Raw genomic sequence first — 14,961 nt, 5'->3', positions numbered from 1 at the left:
GAATTTTATATATATTCTGAATTATATGTTACCTTAAGGTTTTTTAGCAATAGCAAACTAGTCAATTTGTAAAGTATTTTCCATTATTTTGTCGATAATTCCCTCGGTTCCCACCAAGATGGAATTGATGATTTTCACGCTTTATAAAGCCGTATTGGGTGAAAAATCCACATTTTTTAGAAGGTTTTTCATTATATGAATAGAATGCAATCCCCAAGTTTAATATCCTAATAATGGGGACCAACACAAAAAATGTGCGCCCTGACGGCACACATTCTTTCTTCATCCAATCTGGTTTCCCCTTAATGAACTGCGAAACAGTTCATAATAAAAACCCCTCTGCCGCAACAATTCTTCATGGGATCCCTTTTCAATGATCCTTCCTTCATCAAGAACAAGGATTTGGTCACTTTGCTGAATTGTATTCAATCTGTGGGCAATGACAAAACTTGTCCTCCCCTCCATCAAACGGTGTAAAGCCTCCTGGATTTTAAGCTCTGTAATCGTATCTATGCTACTTGTAGCTTCATCCAAAATCAAGAGAACGGGATCGGCTAGAATAGCCCTGGCAATCGATAATAGCTGGCGTTGTCCCTGGCTTATCCCACTGCCATCCTGATTCAAGATGGTATCATACCGATCCGGCAATTTCATGATAAAGGAATGGGCATTGGCAAGCTTCGCTGCATCCACCACTTCTTCATCTTCGGCATCCAGTCGACCGTAGCGGATATTTTCACGAATCGTACCTTGAAACAAAAAAGAATCTTGTAAAACGAAGCCCATGTGCTTACGGAGACTGGACCTCGTCACCTGTTGGATATCCTGGCCATCAATCAATATCCGGCCGCTGTTCGGCTCGTAAAAACGGGCAATAAGGTTAATGATCGTAGTCTTACCTGCCCCAGTGGGACCTACAAGCGCGATGGTCTCCCCTTTTTCCGCACGGAAATCAACATCATATATCGTTTGCTCCTCATCATTATACGAAAAGGAAACACCCTCAAATTCCACCTCACCACGGATATCACGAAGCTCAGAGGCCTGTTTCTCATCCACTTCCTCTTCTTTTTCATCAAGTATGGTGAAAACCCGCTCCGCACCGGCAACAGCCGAGAGAAGTGTATTGAATTGGTTAGCGAGGTCATTGAGCGGACGGGTGAATTGCCTTGAATACTCGGTGAAAATGACAATGACCCCGATGGAAACCGTCCCTATGCCACTCAGCGCCAAAAACCCGCCGACAGCGGCTATTACCGTAAAGCTTAAGTTGTTCAGTAAATTCATCAATTTCGGAATCAGCCCAGAGTATGATTGTGATAAGAAACCAGCTTTCTTTAAATTTTCACTCCTGATGACAAAATCCCGGATCACTATATCTTCCTGTGAAAAAGCCTTCACGATCCGTTGTCCTGAAATCGTTTCTTCTATAAAACCATTCAGTTCACCAAGATTCTTCTGCTGTTGTTTAAACAGCTTTCCCGTCCGGTTTGTTATCCATCTCAGACCGAAGAACATAAGAGGAACGATTAATAAGGTTAAAACAGTTAATAAAGGGCTCAAATACAGCATAACTCCGATTGTCCCGACCAGTGTCAGAACACTGGAAAAAATCTGGATGACTGAACTATTCAAAGTGGAACTGACATTTTCTATATCATTCGTGACCCTACTCATCAATTCACCATGCTGACGCCGGTCAAAAAAAGGAATGGACAACTGGTGAAGCTTTTTGAACAATTGATTGCGCATTGCATAAACCGTATCCTGCGCGATTCCGATCATCCAATAATTCTGAAGCCACATGGATAAGGAATAGAATATATAGACCCCGAGAAGTCCGAAAAGAAGGCTTATCAGCCCCCCGCTATCTCTTGTGACAATATAATCATCAATGGCCATCCCAACAAGAAAAGGGCCAAGCAATCCCAAAACCGAGCTTATCAGTACCATGAAAAGGACACAAAATAGCAGGCTTTTATTCGTTGCTAAGTAGGGAATGATCCTTTTTATCGTATTCCAGGAGTTGACCGGTTTAGTCCTTGCCTTATCGGGAGATGTTCTTGGACTCAAGAGAAATCCCCTCCTCGCCAAACTGTGAGTGTACGATTTTTCGATAAAGATCGCTTATTTGCATCAAATCCTGATGTTTCCCCAGCGCAATTACTTGACCACTTTCCAGCAACAATATTTTGTCCGCCTCCATGGCCGTACTGATTTTTTGTGTAATGATGAGCGTTGTGCATGTATAGTCCTTTAAAGCGGCAAGCAATTTACTTTCCGTTTTCAAATCCAGGGCACTCGTACTATCATCCAGAAGGAGAATCTTAGGTCTGCGCACCAATGCTCTTGCAATCGATAAGCGTTGTTTTTGCCCTCCGGACAGATTCACACCTTTTTGCCCTAACTGGGTTTCATATTGTTTCGGAAGTTTCATTACGGTCTCATGGACCTGGGCATGCATGGCCGCTGTCATGATTTCCTCCATCGAGGCATCTTCTTTTCCCCAAGCGACATTATTTTTTATGGTTCCTGAAAATAGCAGGGCCTCTTGCGGTACATAGCCGATCCTTTTCCGCAGCGAATTCAATGGAATATCTTTCACATCCTGGTCATCAATTCGAATGGAGCCGCTTTCAACTTCGTATAATCTCGGAATCAGCTGAAACAGTGATGTTTTCCCTGATCCTGTCGCTCCTATGATGGCAAGCGATTCTCCAGGATCGATGGAGAAGCTCAAGTTTTTCAATATCGGGGTATCGGTTCCAGGATAGCGGAAAGATACATCCAGAAACTTGATGCCTCCCCCATTGATGTCCCCACTCTTACTTTCCGCCTTGCCTTCATCAATATCTATCGGAGTTTCAAATATTTCCGTCACACGTTCCGCTGAAGCCTTCGCACGGGAAATGACCATGATCAGCCATGAAAAAACGGAAAGGGATGCCGCAATCCTCGTGGCATAGTTGACAATCGCCACCACCTCCCCTACCTGTATATCTCCCGTTGTTATAAATTCGCTTCCAAGCCAGAGAATGATCAGAATCGCCACATTCATGACAAGCATCAACATAGGCATCGTCGTTTCAATTAAACGAAGGGAAGTCACAGTCTTTCTTTTCAACTCTTCATTCGCATCGTCAAATCGGCCGATTTCATGCTCCTTACGAAGAAAAGCTTTGATCAATCGCATGCCTATCAGGTTTTCCCTCATGACGCCATTGACATTATCGAGTTTATTCTGTACGAGCTTAAACAGCTTGGCCGCTCGTTTCATCACCCATCTAAGGAAGAAGACAAGAACTGGAATTGAAATGACCAAAACAAGGGATAGTTTCAAATCGACCGTAATCGCCATTATCGCCCCGCCGATTACGATCAATGGCGCCCTTGCCATGATACGCAGGCCCATAAAAACCGTATTTTGAAGTTGGGTCACATCATTCGTCATCCTTGTTATCAACGAGGAAGTAGGGATATTATTCAAATTCGCAAAAGAAAACGCCTGTATTTTACCAAAAAGGCTTTTCCTTACATCATGTCCAAAGCTTTGACTTACATGTGATGCCGTAAAGGAATTAACGATCCCGCCAAGGAATGAAAAAACGGAAAGTCCAACCATGACACTTCCCCATTTAATCACCACCGATAAATCTTTCTGCAAAATGCCATCATCAATTATTTTTGCTATAAATAGAGGTTGTAACAGCTCTACCCCGAGCTCGACAATCATTAAGGATAAAGCAAGAATGATCAAAAGCCAGTATGGCTTAAGAAATGAGGACAAATTTTTCATCTATGACACCCTTCGATTAATTCATATGTAGATAGCATCTTTTCATCCTTTCATTATACATTTTTATACAGATTTTTTAAAAGATTTAACTATTATAAAGGATTGGTAAATATATTGAATTTTTTTTAATAAATACCCTTGACAAATTACACGAAATAAGCGAAAATTCTAATTGATAATGATTTTCAATTTCATTATCGATCTCTGAAATTTGATAAGCAATTACGATATTCTCTTATCGTACCCTTTTGATATTGTACATAGCTACAATGTCGCCCCGGCTTCTCTGTGCCTAGTAAAATTATATGCTCATTAGCGAATGCAAGTCACTAGAATATTGCCCCCTCTTTATTCAAGTAATTTATTCACGTTGAAAGCATATTAGGCAGCCGGGGATTATTTTTTTTCAACTATTAAACTTACATATATGATTAAAGGAGCAGGATGATCATGAAACTGGAAGATATCATTAAAGAACGGCGCAGCATCAAACGATTTAAGGACATTCCTGTTCCTATTGATACCATCCAATCATTATTGGAAACTGCGACATGGGCACCGAACCATAAGATGACCCAACCATGGCGCTTCGTCGTGGTGCATGGTGAAAGCCGTTTAAAACTCGCGGAGGCAACCAGTGCTTTCATGGCAGGCAAAGAGAAGGACCCTGAAAAGAAAAAAGCGGCCGGACAGCGAGGATATAATAAACTTATAGGTGTACCGATGTTTGTTGCGGTGATCATGGAAGAGAATCCGAATCCCATGACACGTGAAGAAGATTATGCGGCTACAAGTGCCTTGATCCAGAATTTCAGCCTGCTTGCCTGGGAAAAAGGAATCGGGATGATATGGGAAACATACGGCATGATACACAGCATGGAGTTTCGTGAAGCTTTAGGCGTGAAACCCGGCGAGAAGATCGTCGGCAGCCTTCACGTCGGCTATCCCGATATGATCCCCACTCCACGTCCAAGGAAAGAGATCGAGCAAATACTGACCATTATGGACTAATATAAAAGGGAAACCTTCAATTCTCAACTGGAGGCTCAGACTGTAGCCAAACTCGATGAAAATCGAGTTTGGCTACAGTTTTTTTATGGCTGTTACAATTCGAACGTTGATTGTAACGTAGGGCACTCGCTTTCCGCGGGCGGTCCGGGAGCCTCCTCGGCTTAATCCTCTGAGGTGTCTCCCCTAGACTTTTCCCGCAGGAGTCCCGCACCTTACACTCCAATCAACTTTGTTTTAACATATTGATAGAACTTATTCCTACATTCTTTTTTGTATGATATAGAGGTATTAAACTTGAGGTGATAAGGATGCTTTCTAAACATGATTCTATTCAGCAAAGGCAACTCGAAGTGATTACTTTAAATCAATTGGTGCCAGTGAATCATTTGGCCCGGAAACTTGATGCGCCATTGACATCTCTTTCATTTATGATTTGGTGAAAGAAAAGTATTCAGAGGTTGGACGCCCCTTTTGATCCGTTTCAAGAGCGTCGACTCCGTTCCCCTCAAATTGCTTTAGCCACTTGAAGGAAAGGGTATTGAATTAAAACAGACGCCCTGAACCCTACAGCGCGTCTGTTAGCTTGGAATGATTTCCCCCACGGTCATTGCCACTATCATAAAGAACCAGATGAAAAGACCACTAGCCGTATGTAATGACTAAAAGATTAATCACAAAAAACCCCCTTCTAAAAGGAGGTCCCTAAACTATCATACTCAAAAGAACTCGTGATATAATGCCTGAATTGCCGTCTCTTCGTTATGCCCTTTCACACCGAACATCATACTTACCTCCGAAGAGCCTTGGTTGATCATCTCGATATTCACCTTCGCTTCGGCCAAGGCTTTTGACGCTCTTGCCGTTGTTCCGACATTATGGCGCATTCCTTCCCCTACAAGCATGATCAAGGCAAGATCATGCTCAACATTCACTTCATCAGCATGAAGCTCTTTCTTGATTCGTGAAATGATTTTCTTCTCGGCTTCACCCTTCATCTGGTCCTGCCTTAGAATAAGCGTCACATCATCGATGCCTGATGGAATATGCTCATATGAAACTCCATAATCTTCGAGGATGTGCAGCAGTTTCCGGCCAAAACCAACTTCCCTGTTCATCAAATATTTGCTAATGTAAATACTGCAAAATCCTTTATCACTTGCAATGCCAATAACCGGCCCGTTCGTATTATCCCGTGTACTCACAATGCGGGTCCCTTGTGCCGCCGGATTGTTCGTATTCTGAATATGGACAGGTATTCCCGCACGGAATGCAGGAATCAGCGCCTCATCATGAAATACCGAGAAACCCGCATAAGAAAGCTCACGCATTTCACGATAAGTTAATTCCCGGATTCCCTTTGGATTGGAAACCACATTTGGATTCACCGCATAAACGGCATCCACGTCTGTAAAGTTCTCATACAAATCAGCTTTGACCCCATTCGCAAGAATCGAACCAGTAATATCGGAACCGCTTCTTGAGAAGGTTAAAACATCACCATCTAACGTATATCCGAAGAACCCTGGGAATACTATGATTCCAGGCTCATCACGCAGAGCATATAACCGTTCATAAGACTCTGGCAGCACCTTGGTAAACCCACCTTCATCCGTTACGATCAAGCCTGCCTTCTTCGGATTTATATATTGCGCCTCTACTCCAAGGCTTTGGAAATAACCTGCGACCAGCTTCGCATTATTATCCTCGCCACTGGCCTTCAAGGTATCCAAATAGCGCTTCGGGTTAGTTTGGTCTGCATGCAACAGTGCCATTAAATTTTCATGAATCCCAGTGACGACACTCTCGGATATATTGAGTTCTTCAGCAATGCTCGCATAGCGGGATACGACATCTTCTATCAAATGCTCTCCGTTATCCCCGCGCAGCTGCTGTTCCGCAGCTTCAATCAATAAATCCGTCACCTTTATATCATCGGAATTGCGTTTCCCTGGAGCCGAAACGACTACAATCTTCCTCTCTGGATCAGAAACGACAATTTCGAATACCTTTCTTAACTGTTCACCTGACGCAAGTGAACTTCCACCAAACTTCGCAACTTTCATCTCGACATCCCCTATTTTCGTAAATATTCTGTCAAAATTAACTCTCCCTATTATTACGCTTTTTCTCGAAACAATCAAGTATAAATTCCGTTACTGAAGGACATTTGTACTTTTTAAAAAGACAAAACAACTAGACCGCTGATCGATAATGGCTAAAAAACTAAAAAAGACAACGGGCATTTGCCCATTGTCTCTCCTATTCTTTAGCGATTATCCACGGTTTCCGGGTATAAGTCATGGTTCATCAAGCGGTAATCCGCCATTTCCTCATACTTCGTACCTGGTTTTCCATAATTCGTGTAAGGGTCTATGGAAATTCCGCCCCTAGGTGTAAACTTGCCCCAGACTTCAATATATTTTGGATCCATCAATTCGATTAAATCATTCATGATGATGTTCATGCAGTCTTCATGGAAATCACCGTGATTGCGGAAGCTGAATAAATAAAGTTTCAAAGATTTGCTTTCCACCATTTTCACACTTGGAATATAGCTGATGTAAATGGTCGCAAAGTCCGGTTGGCCCGTTATCGGACATAAGCTAGTGAATTCCGGGCAATTGAATTTGACGAAATAATCCCGGTTCGGATGCTTGTTATCGAATGACTCAAGGATCTCAGGCGCATAGTCGAATGTATATTTTGTTCCTTGATTCCCAAGCAGCGTGATATCTTTTTTTAATTCTTCTTCTTTTCTTCCAGACATTAAAAGTCCTCCTAATCCCACGTTTCAGGGAGATTCATAAAATGGGCCTCTATATAACAAAAACCATATCTCCTCAAAGATATGGTTGATTCGCGAAAAATATCAAAGCCATAGTTTTTTTAAGAGGGTGATGCTATGAACCTCTCCCGTTTATCGGGAAATATTTTAAAATTGTCATAGTAAATATAGAAAAAAATATCTAATCTGTCAATCATACTTTTTAAATTTGGTTTGATTCCTGCATGCATTCAGCTTAAAATGTAGAAGAAGTTTATCCTACATGAAGGAAGAGATTACGTCAATGTGGATTTTTGCAGCCCTCATCACTAGTTTATGTTTCGGAATCAATAACAGCATTTTTAAATGGAGTAGCGGAAAGGGTTACTCAAAAGTACATATCCAATTTTTCTTTTATTTTTCAGCTTTTATTTTAGCCATATCTTATGGATTATTTGTGGATGGTTTACAGTTTAACTGGCTGTCCATCATGCTTGGTGGAGCCATTGGGGTACTGAACGCTAATGGTAATATCCAGATGGCAAGCGCCTTTGAAAAAGGGCCGGCAAGCTTGACATCTCCATTAATCGCAGCGAATGCAATATTCCCCATTCTCTGTGCAGCTTTAATTTTTCACGAACATATTTCTACTTTGCAATGGACTGGAATCGTCTGCATGTTTCTCGCTACATTGGTCATTCAGTATACACCCAATGCTAAAGGTAACCACCAATATGTCCCTTGGATGATGCACACATTATTATCCATTTTATCTTTTGGTGTACTCGGGGTTCTTATGACGACATCAACACGTCTTCATTTAAATTCCCTTGATATCCTGGTATCAATGTATGGAGGCGGAACTCTTTATCTTCTTTCGGCTCTGTCCTTTAAAAAGGAAAAAATCAAGCTACCGGAAGTCAAAATCGGTTCCTTAGTAGGCCTTTTAAGCACTATAGGCTATGGATGTTATTTCTTTGCGTTGAACACCGGCATCGCAAGCATCATATTCCCTGTCGTCAGCCTGAACTGTTTAGTTGTCGTATTCGCAGGATGCTATTTATTCAAGGAAAAACTAAAAAACTATCAAATTGCCGGCGTTCTTGCAGCATTGATCGGCATTATCTTGACTAAAATATGAATATAGTTCATTTACAAAAACGACCCGGCTGTCATGAGTACAAGCCAGGTCGTTTTGTATTTTGCCCGGAAATATCGTGGTAAAAAAAAGTGTTGACACTTCCTGAAAAATATCAGATAATTTTGAATATTAATCCTTTAGTTTTTACCGCTTTTGGAATGTTTGAAAAATCCTCTGCAACGGGTATTAAAGAAATAGATACAACCACATCATTTAATTCTGAAATAGGAAAGGAAAGATGCATAATGGTAAAAGTTACAGTAACAGTTGATTTTCAAGGAAAATCTTATCAAACTAACGTCCTTACTAAACCGGATACAGATCATGAAGTAATTTTACAACAAGCGCTTCATCAGGTTGAAAAACAATGGAAGGCATAAAAAGGCAGGCATCGCAATAGATACCTGCTTTTTTATTACCTTAAATACAAATACTATCCAAAGTATTTTCCATATGCACGATTAAAGACCCTCTTGCAGCAATTCCCTCCTACTTAAAAACACTTTTAATTGTTTTTTTCAAAAGAAACTAAAATTAAGACGTCAGTTTGTGTACTAGATTTTTTAAAAAATTCATTAAAAATCGGTCTCAGTTTGTGGACAAAAGGGTTCTATATAAAGTTAATTGGAACGGAGGGTACGAGACTCCTTCAGGAAAAGCGAGTCCAAGGGAGACCCCGCAGGCGCAAAGGCACCGAGGAGGCTCACGGGACCGCCCGCGGAAAGCGAGTACCTGGAGTGGAAATTAACGGTTAAATTGTCTACAGTCTAAGACGGTCCTTAAAGAGACCGTCTTTTTCTATTAAACTAAATTTCTTATTAATGGCACGGAACGCTCTTGGAGGCTATCTGAAAGCAGACTATAAGAAATGACTTTCTTCTTGTACTGTTTAACTACATCCACGTGGTCATTGTAAATGTACACAAATAACCTAACACCCTTTTTTGCTTCTTTTAGTATCAATGACCAATGGCGTCCCACTGTTCTCTGGATGTAAAAACAATTGCTCGTTCCCTGGGAATATATGATTTTTTTTCAAAAATATAGAGTTATTAAAATAATTAATGACTTGAATTTTTTCTTCACCTTCCAAACGTTTTCCGTCAAAGGTTACGATCGCATTCTCGTCACTAATTTCTGAATGTATTTTAAATTTGCTGATAATCCAATTAACTGCATCGGTTGGAAGACAGGAAACCAATATTTTTAACAAACTTAAGATGATGGTCAAAATCAAGACCGGCAATGTCAATTTTATCATCTCCGCAACGTTATAAATTACTTATATCGCTTATTATATCAAAAGGTCTGACAGTTTTTCTTAGAAAATGTGTACTCTCTATTAACGTTTTACTTTTGTAAAACATTGCAATTGAACGCACGGCCGTGCTTCAAAAGAGAAGAATTTTTCCATTACAAATATTATGTTCCGGAATGGTTATACTAAACATGGTGGGTTCATCAACATCTTAAAAGTATGAAGTGGATGAATCGTATATAAATTCTCCTTATTACTTTTAAATACAAAAAAACTGGGCGTCATCAAGACGCCCAGCTTTTCCGGAAGGATTATTGATATCCCCAAATCATTGTTAGCAATGTACCGAAAATTGTAACCAATGCAACGAACAATCCGTAATAAACGTTTGTGTAAATCGATGCTTTATCTTCAGACTCTCCTGCATGCATGAACATAACAAATTGAAGTGCAGCTTGCATGAAAGCTGTAACAAGCAGGATGATCATAGCCATTTTAAGAGATAGATCAAACATAATAACTGATAGTGCGACCAAAGTCAGGACTAGTGAAAAGGCAAATCCCATAACTTGGCCCCGTGGGAATAATTCTTTCATATTACATCATTCCTTTCAGATAGACGAAACTGAAGATGAAAATCCAGACAACGTCCAAGAAATGCCAGTAAAGTGAAAAGATGAAAGCCTTGTTTGTTGTTTGTGGAGTCATACCGCGCTTTTTAATTTGCAAGATGATGAAGGTTCCCCAGAATAAACCAAGTGTAACGTGAGCTCCATGCGTACCTAGTAATGTGAACAAACTAGATAAGAAAGCACTTGTTTGAATCGTTGCTCCTTCATGTACATACTCCACGAATTCATAAATTTCGACTCCTAAGAAGCCTAAACCAAGAATAAGGGTGATAATGAAGAAACCAATCGTTGCTTTCTGCCTGCCAAGTCTCATTGCATTGATTCCAAGACCTATGGTAAAACTACTAGTTAAAAGAAAGATTGTTTGAAACATTAGGGTTGGGACTTTAAAAAGATGTTCCCCTGTTGGACCATTTCCAGTACCATCAACTAATACAAAATAAGTGGCGAACAGTGTAGCGAAAAGAGCTATTTCTGCCCCAAGGAAAATCCAGAACCCAAAAATCTTTAAGCGATTTTCTTCCGTGCTATATTCTAGTGGCAGCGAGTTATCTATTTTCATTACTTAGCACCTCGCAATTTATTTTCAGTTTCTTCGATCTCTTCAACAGAGATATAACGTCCGTGATCTTTTTCGAATGAACGGTGAATCATACAAGCAAAGATACCGATCGTTGCAATGATTGCAATGATCCACATGCTGAATACCAATGCAAATCCCCAAACGAAGAAGATACAGCTCATGATAAACGGCACGCCACTGTTATTTGGCATATGAATTTTTTCTACTTTACCGCCAAATAATTTGAAGCCTTTTTTCTTTGAATCCCAGAATGCTTCTGTAGAATCAACTGTTGGTACAACTGCAAAGTTATATTCAGGGATTGGTGTATGTGTAGCCCACTCTAGAGAACGCGCATCCCATGGATCGTTCGAAATATTTCTTGATGCATAACGAGTACTCCAATAGATATTGTACACAATAAGTGCAAAACCTATTGCCAAGCCAATCGCTCCAACGAAAGAGAGCATATTCAATGGACCATACCCTGTTGATTCAGAGTACGTATACATACGACGTGCCTGCCCATCTAAACCAGTGATGAACATCGGGAAGAATGTTACATTAAAGCCGATTATAATAAACCAGAACGACCATTTCCCAATTTTTTCGCTCAACATGAAACCGAACATTTTTGGCCACCAGTACGTAAAACCGGCAAGTACGGCAAATACAGTACCTGGAATCAATACGTAGTGGAAGTGAGCTACTAAGAACATTGTATTATGGTATTGGTAGTCAGCACTTGCCATGGCAAGCATTACCCCTGTTACCCCACCGAGCGTGAAAATCGGAATGAAAGCTAAAGAGTATAGCATTGGAACGGTAAATACGATTTTACCTTTCCAAAGTGTGAACAACCAATTGAAGATCTTAACACCAGTCGGGACGGCAATTGCCATCGTGGTAATCGAGAAGATACCATTAACCATTGCACCGTGACCCATTGTATAGAAATGGTGAGCCCATACAATGAAAGATAAAGTAGAAATAGCTACCATGGAGATAACCATCGAATTATACCCGTACAGGTTACGACGTGCAAATGTCGAAATGATTTCACTGTAAATACCGAAAGCTGGAAGAATTACTATATAAACTTCAGGATGTCCCCAAACCCAGAACAAGTTCGCCCAAAGCATATCGCTACCGCCATTGGCCATCGTAAAGAATTGAGTTCCGAATAGACGATCCATTGTCATCAACGCAAGTGCCACTGTCAATACAGGGAAAGCGAAAACGATGATGAAGTTTGTGATCAAGATAGACCATGTGAACATTGGCATTTTCATTAAGGTCATGCCAGGTGCTCTCATTTTCAAGATGGTTACGATAAAGTTGATACCAGTCATTAATGTACCGATACCTGCAATTTGAAGTGAAATCGCGTAATAGTTCGAACCTACTGATTCACTGAAATCGTTACCTGCCAGCGGGAAGTAAGATGTCCAGCCTGCATCAGGAGAACCACCGACTACGAAAGAGATGTTAAATAGCATTGCCCCCATGAAGAATAACCAGAAGCTTACTGCGTTCAGACGTGGGAATGCTACGTCACGCGCTCCAACTTGTAATGGTGTAACAATGTTCATTAACCCAATGATGAATGGCATAGCCATGAACAGGATCATGACGACCCCGTGTGTTGTAAATACCTCATTATAATGCTGTCCATCCAAAAGACCGTTATCTGGAATAGCCGTTTGAGCACGCATCATAAGAGCATCGACGCCACCACGGAAAAGCATAAGTAGTGCTGCCAAGATGTACATGATACCAATACGTTTATGGTCAACCGTTGTTAACCACTCACGCCATAAGTAACCCCATTTTTTAAAATAGGTAATTCCGGCAACAACCGCAATCATGGTTAAACCAATGGCAACCATGGATGCATAAATCGCAGGACTTGGATGAGGTACGGCAAATCGATCAAAGTAATCCATACTTTTGTGACTCCTTTCAGGAAGATATTCCTTATCTTGTAAACCTAGTTGTTTTATCGAACGAAATTAATTCTTAGTGATCATGATTCATGTTGCTGTGTTCTGAATGTTCTTCGTGTGTATCCTTGGAATCATTTTCTTCAGTATCAGAAGATCCGTGGTCATGACCAGCATTTTCCCCTTCAGGAGCTGGTGAAAACTCTAAGTGAGTTCCAGTGTAAGTGGATTGTCCCACATGACCAGGTTTTAATAATTCATTGAATTTTTCCTCAGTAATCGGTTTAGCAGTAGCTTTAATTTCATCTACCCACTTATCGTATTCTTTTGCTGACAGTGCATTAACGTTGAACGTTTGCTGAGCAAAACCTGAACCACTGAAGTTTGAATTTCGACCCATGTACTCACCTGGTACATCAGCTGCTAAGTGCAACGTATTAACCATGTCCGACATCGCGTATTTTTGTCCTCCAAGTTGCGGTATCCAGAAACTTGAGATTGGACCGAATGAGTAAAGTTTAAATTCGATTGGTCGGTTAGTAGGTATAAACAGGTAGTTGACTGTTTCGATATCTTCTTCCGGATAACTAAAATGCCATTTCCAGTTGGAAGATGAAGCGTAAATAACTAAAGGTTCTTGATCTCCGTACCCTTTAGGTGTTGCCTCAACTTCATTTGTTGTTTTAACAGTAACAACGGATAGGAAAGCGACGATCAAAATTGGGATCGCAACCCAAATTATTTCAAGAACCTTACTTCCTTCTATATGAGGCGGTTCATAATCATCACGTTGTTTGGAAGCACGATATTTCATTATCATGAAGATATACAGTACCATAACGACAAGGACGACAAAGGACATTGTCCATATCGAAATCATAATAACATCTGCTTGTGTTGCAGCTACTGGCCCTTTAGGGTCCAAGACCATTAATGGGTTATCGCAACCGGTTAGTACAGTGGCAATTGTAAAAAGTATAGTTAATAGAGCCCATTTTATTTTCATAGTACTACCCCTTTCTTACATAATAAAATTCCAATTGGTAATTATTCGGACAAAGTGTTACCATGTTCACAAACCCGACATACCAATATTAATCCCAAGTGTAAAAAAAGACAATATAAAGTGACATCTGTCACATAAAGTTCAATAAAGAGCAGTAAGAAGATGGTAAATGAACAGAAATGTTCGAAAAACTTCAGCAAATGAAATATAATAATTGTTTAATAAATTACCTATGGAAAATTCACTTATTAGTACAGGATTGCTGACAGTATCGGTCACTTTCCGTTTAATATTATTCTAATATAATAAAATAAAATTTCCACATTATATTCACCGCGTTTATTGCCTCAAGACTCATAAAGATTATGACGTATTTTACCTATCCTGCTAATTAGGTATCTATCGTTGGAGAACATGATTTATAGCGGATTTTTTTCACTGGGCCATGGAAGTTGGCAAATGGTGTCCGCATTGTACAAGATGATGTTTCCATGCTTCAATACCCTTATGATCCTACACTGGTCAATATTATATATATATAAGGAAATAACGAGTGTGAAATGTAATTGGCTTTATCTTCCTCGCAATACTTATTGCCCTGTCAGTATTCCTAAACAGCCGTTTAGCAGTAGTCTTGGGTGAAGTAATTCAGGGGGCAGTCAAACTAGTTACAACTAGTCAAGTTGTTTATAAAAGTACATTTGGTGGTTCAATAAACTCCGGCTTTTGGAAACTCACTACTCAAAAACCCACGGCATCCCTTTTGTATCTTCAAGGAAAAGTACATAAAAAATCCACAAAAAAAGGACTTTTACAAAGTGTCCTTTTCTCGTGGATATAGTTCAATA

At 40.3% G+C, this 14,961-nt stretch carries 12 protein-coding genes, 1 pseudogene and 1 riboswitch; of the genes and pseudogenes, 3 read left to right on the top strand and 10 right to left on the bottom strand.

From position 1 onward, the window contains the following. Window positions 1–61 precede the first annotated feature (61 nt). The 3 genes from QNH43_RS02680 to QNH43_RS02670 are packed head-to-tail and all read right to left on the bottom strand — an operon-like array spanning window position 62 to window position 3,796. Window positions 62–286 carry a hypothetical protein gene (locus tag QNH43_RS02680; RefSeq protein ID WP_076370797.1) on the bottom strand — a complete coding sequence of 75 codons (225 nt, stop codon included), beginning with the start codon at window positions 284–286 and terminating at the stop codon, window positions 62–64. Then, window positions 283–2,073, bottom strand: a complete 1,791-nt coding sequence (locus tag QNH43_RS02675) for an ABC transporter ATP-binding protein (RefSeq protein ID WP_283916709.1) — start codon at window positions 2,071–2,073, stop codon at window positions 283–285. Before QNH43_RS02675 ends, QNH43_RS02680 begins: the two co-directional genes overlap by 4 nt. Beyond that, on the bottom strand, window positions 2,048–3,796 hold the full coding sequence (locus tag QNH43_RS02670) for an ABC transporter ATP-binding protein (RefSeq protein WP_283916708.1): 1,749 nt from the start codon (window positions 3,794–3,796) through the stop codon (window positions 2,048–2,050). The genes QNH43_RS02675 and QNH43_RS02670 overlap by 26 nt, the downstream gene beginning before the upstream one ends. Window positions 3,797–4,246: 450 nt before the next feature. On the opposite strand from QNH43_RS02670, the gene QNH43_RS02665 reads away from it, so the two are divergent. Continuing rightward, window positions 4,247–4,807 carry a nitroreductase family protein gene (locus QNH43_RS02665; protein WP_283916707.1) on the top strand — a complete coding sequence of 187 codons (561 nt, stop codon included), beginning with the start codon at window positions 4,247–4,249 and terminating at the stop codon, window positions 4,805–4,807. Between the two features lie 716 nt (window positions 4,808–5,523). Here the strand turns inward: QNH43_RS02665 and QNH43_RS02660 are convergent. Continuing rightward, entirely contained in the window at window positions 5,524–6,870 is a 1,347-nt protein-coding gene (locus QNH43_RS02660; protein ID WP_283916706.1) for an aspartate kinase, read from the bottom strand. Between the two features lie 203 nt (window positions 6,871–7,073). After that, a complete protein-coding gene (gene queF, locus QNH43_RS02655) occupies window positions 7,074–7,574 on the bottom strand; it encodes a preQ(1) synthase (protein ID WP_061461394.1) in 501 nt (166 codons plus the stop codon). Window positions 7,575–7,678: 104 nt separating this feature from the next. Further along, a riboswitch (PreQ1 riboswitch) is annotated at window positions 7,679–7,724 on the bottom strand. A 130-nt stretch (window positions 7,725–7,854) separates the two neighbouring features. Between queF and QNH43_RS02650 the strand changes: the two genes are divergently transcribed. Both QNH43_RS02650 and QNH43_RS02645 read left to right on the top strand, forming a co-directional pair. Then, window positions 7,855–8,712, top strand: coding sequence for an EamA family transporter (locus QNH43_RS02650; RefSeq protein WP_283916705.1), 858 nt, complete (start codon window positions 7,855–7,857; stop codon window positions 8,710–8,712). A 92-nt stretch (window positions 8,713–8,804) separates the two neighbouring features. Beyond that, complete coding sequence (locus QNH43_RS02645; RefSeq protein WP_283916704.1) at window positions 8,805–9,092, top strand: BA3454 family stress response protein; 288 nt, start codon at window positions 8,805–8,807, stop codon at window positions 9,090–9,092. Between the two features lie 421 nt (window positions 9,093–9,513). On the opposite strand, the pseudogene QNH43_RS02640 reads toward QNH43_RS02645, so the two are convergent. The 5 genes and pseudogenes from QNH43_RS02640 to qoxA all read right to left on the bottom strand — a co-directional run bounded on the left by QNH43_RS02640 (window position 9,514) and on the right by qoxA (window position 14,113). Beyond that, window positions 9,514–9,973 (bottom strand): annotated as a pseudogene (locus tag QNH43_RS02640) (YfmQ family protein). Window positions 9,974–10,281: 308 nt separating this feature from the next. Beyond that, window positions 10,282–10,566, bottom strand: a complete 285-nt coding sequence (qoxD, locus tag QNH43_RS02635) for a cytochrome aa3 quinol oxidase subunit IV (protein ID WP_283916703.1) — start codon at window positions 10,564–10,566, stop codon at window positions 10,282–10,284. 1 nt (window position 10,567) lies between these two features. Beyond that, a complete protein-coding gene (gene qoxC / locus QNH43_RS02630) occupies window positions 10,568–11,164 on the bottom strand; it encodes a cytochrome aa3 quinol oxidase subunit III (protein ID WP_076370785.1) in 597 nt (198 codons plus the stop codon). Continuing rightward, window positions 11,164–13,110: a cytochrome aa3 quinol oxidase subunit I gene (gene qoxB, locus QNH43_RS02625; protein WP_283916702.1), complete on the bottom strand. Its 1,947-nt coding sequence runs from the start codon at window positions 13,108–13,110 to the stop codon at window positions 11,164–11,166. The genes qoxC and qoxB overlap by 1 nt, the downstream gene beginning before the upstream one ends. Window positions 13,111–13,183: 73 nt before the next feature. After that, window positions 13,184–14,113: a cytochrome aa3 quinol oxidase subunit II gene (gene qoxA, locus QNH43_RS02620; protein ID WP_283916701.1), complete on the bottom strand. Its 930-nt coding sequence runs from the start codon at window positions 14,111–14,113 to the stop codon at window positions 13,184–13,186. Window positions 14,114–14,961: the final 848 nt, after the last annotated feature.

The organism is Peribacillus simplex (assembly GCF_030123325.1).
Taxonomy (GTDB): Bacteria; Bacillota; Bacilli; order Bacillales; family DSM-1321; genus Peribacillus; species Peribacillus simplex_D.
Note: the sequence above shows the minus strand (reverse complement) of the source record. Positions and strands in the feature narration are given on the sequence as shown.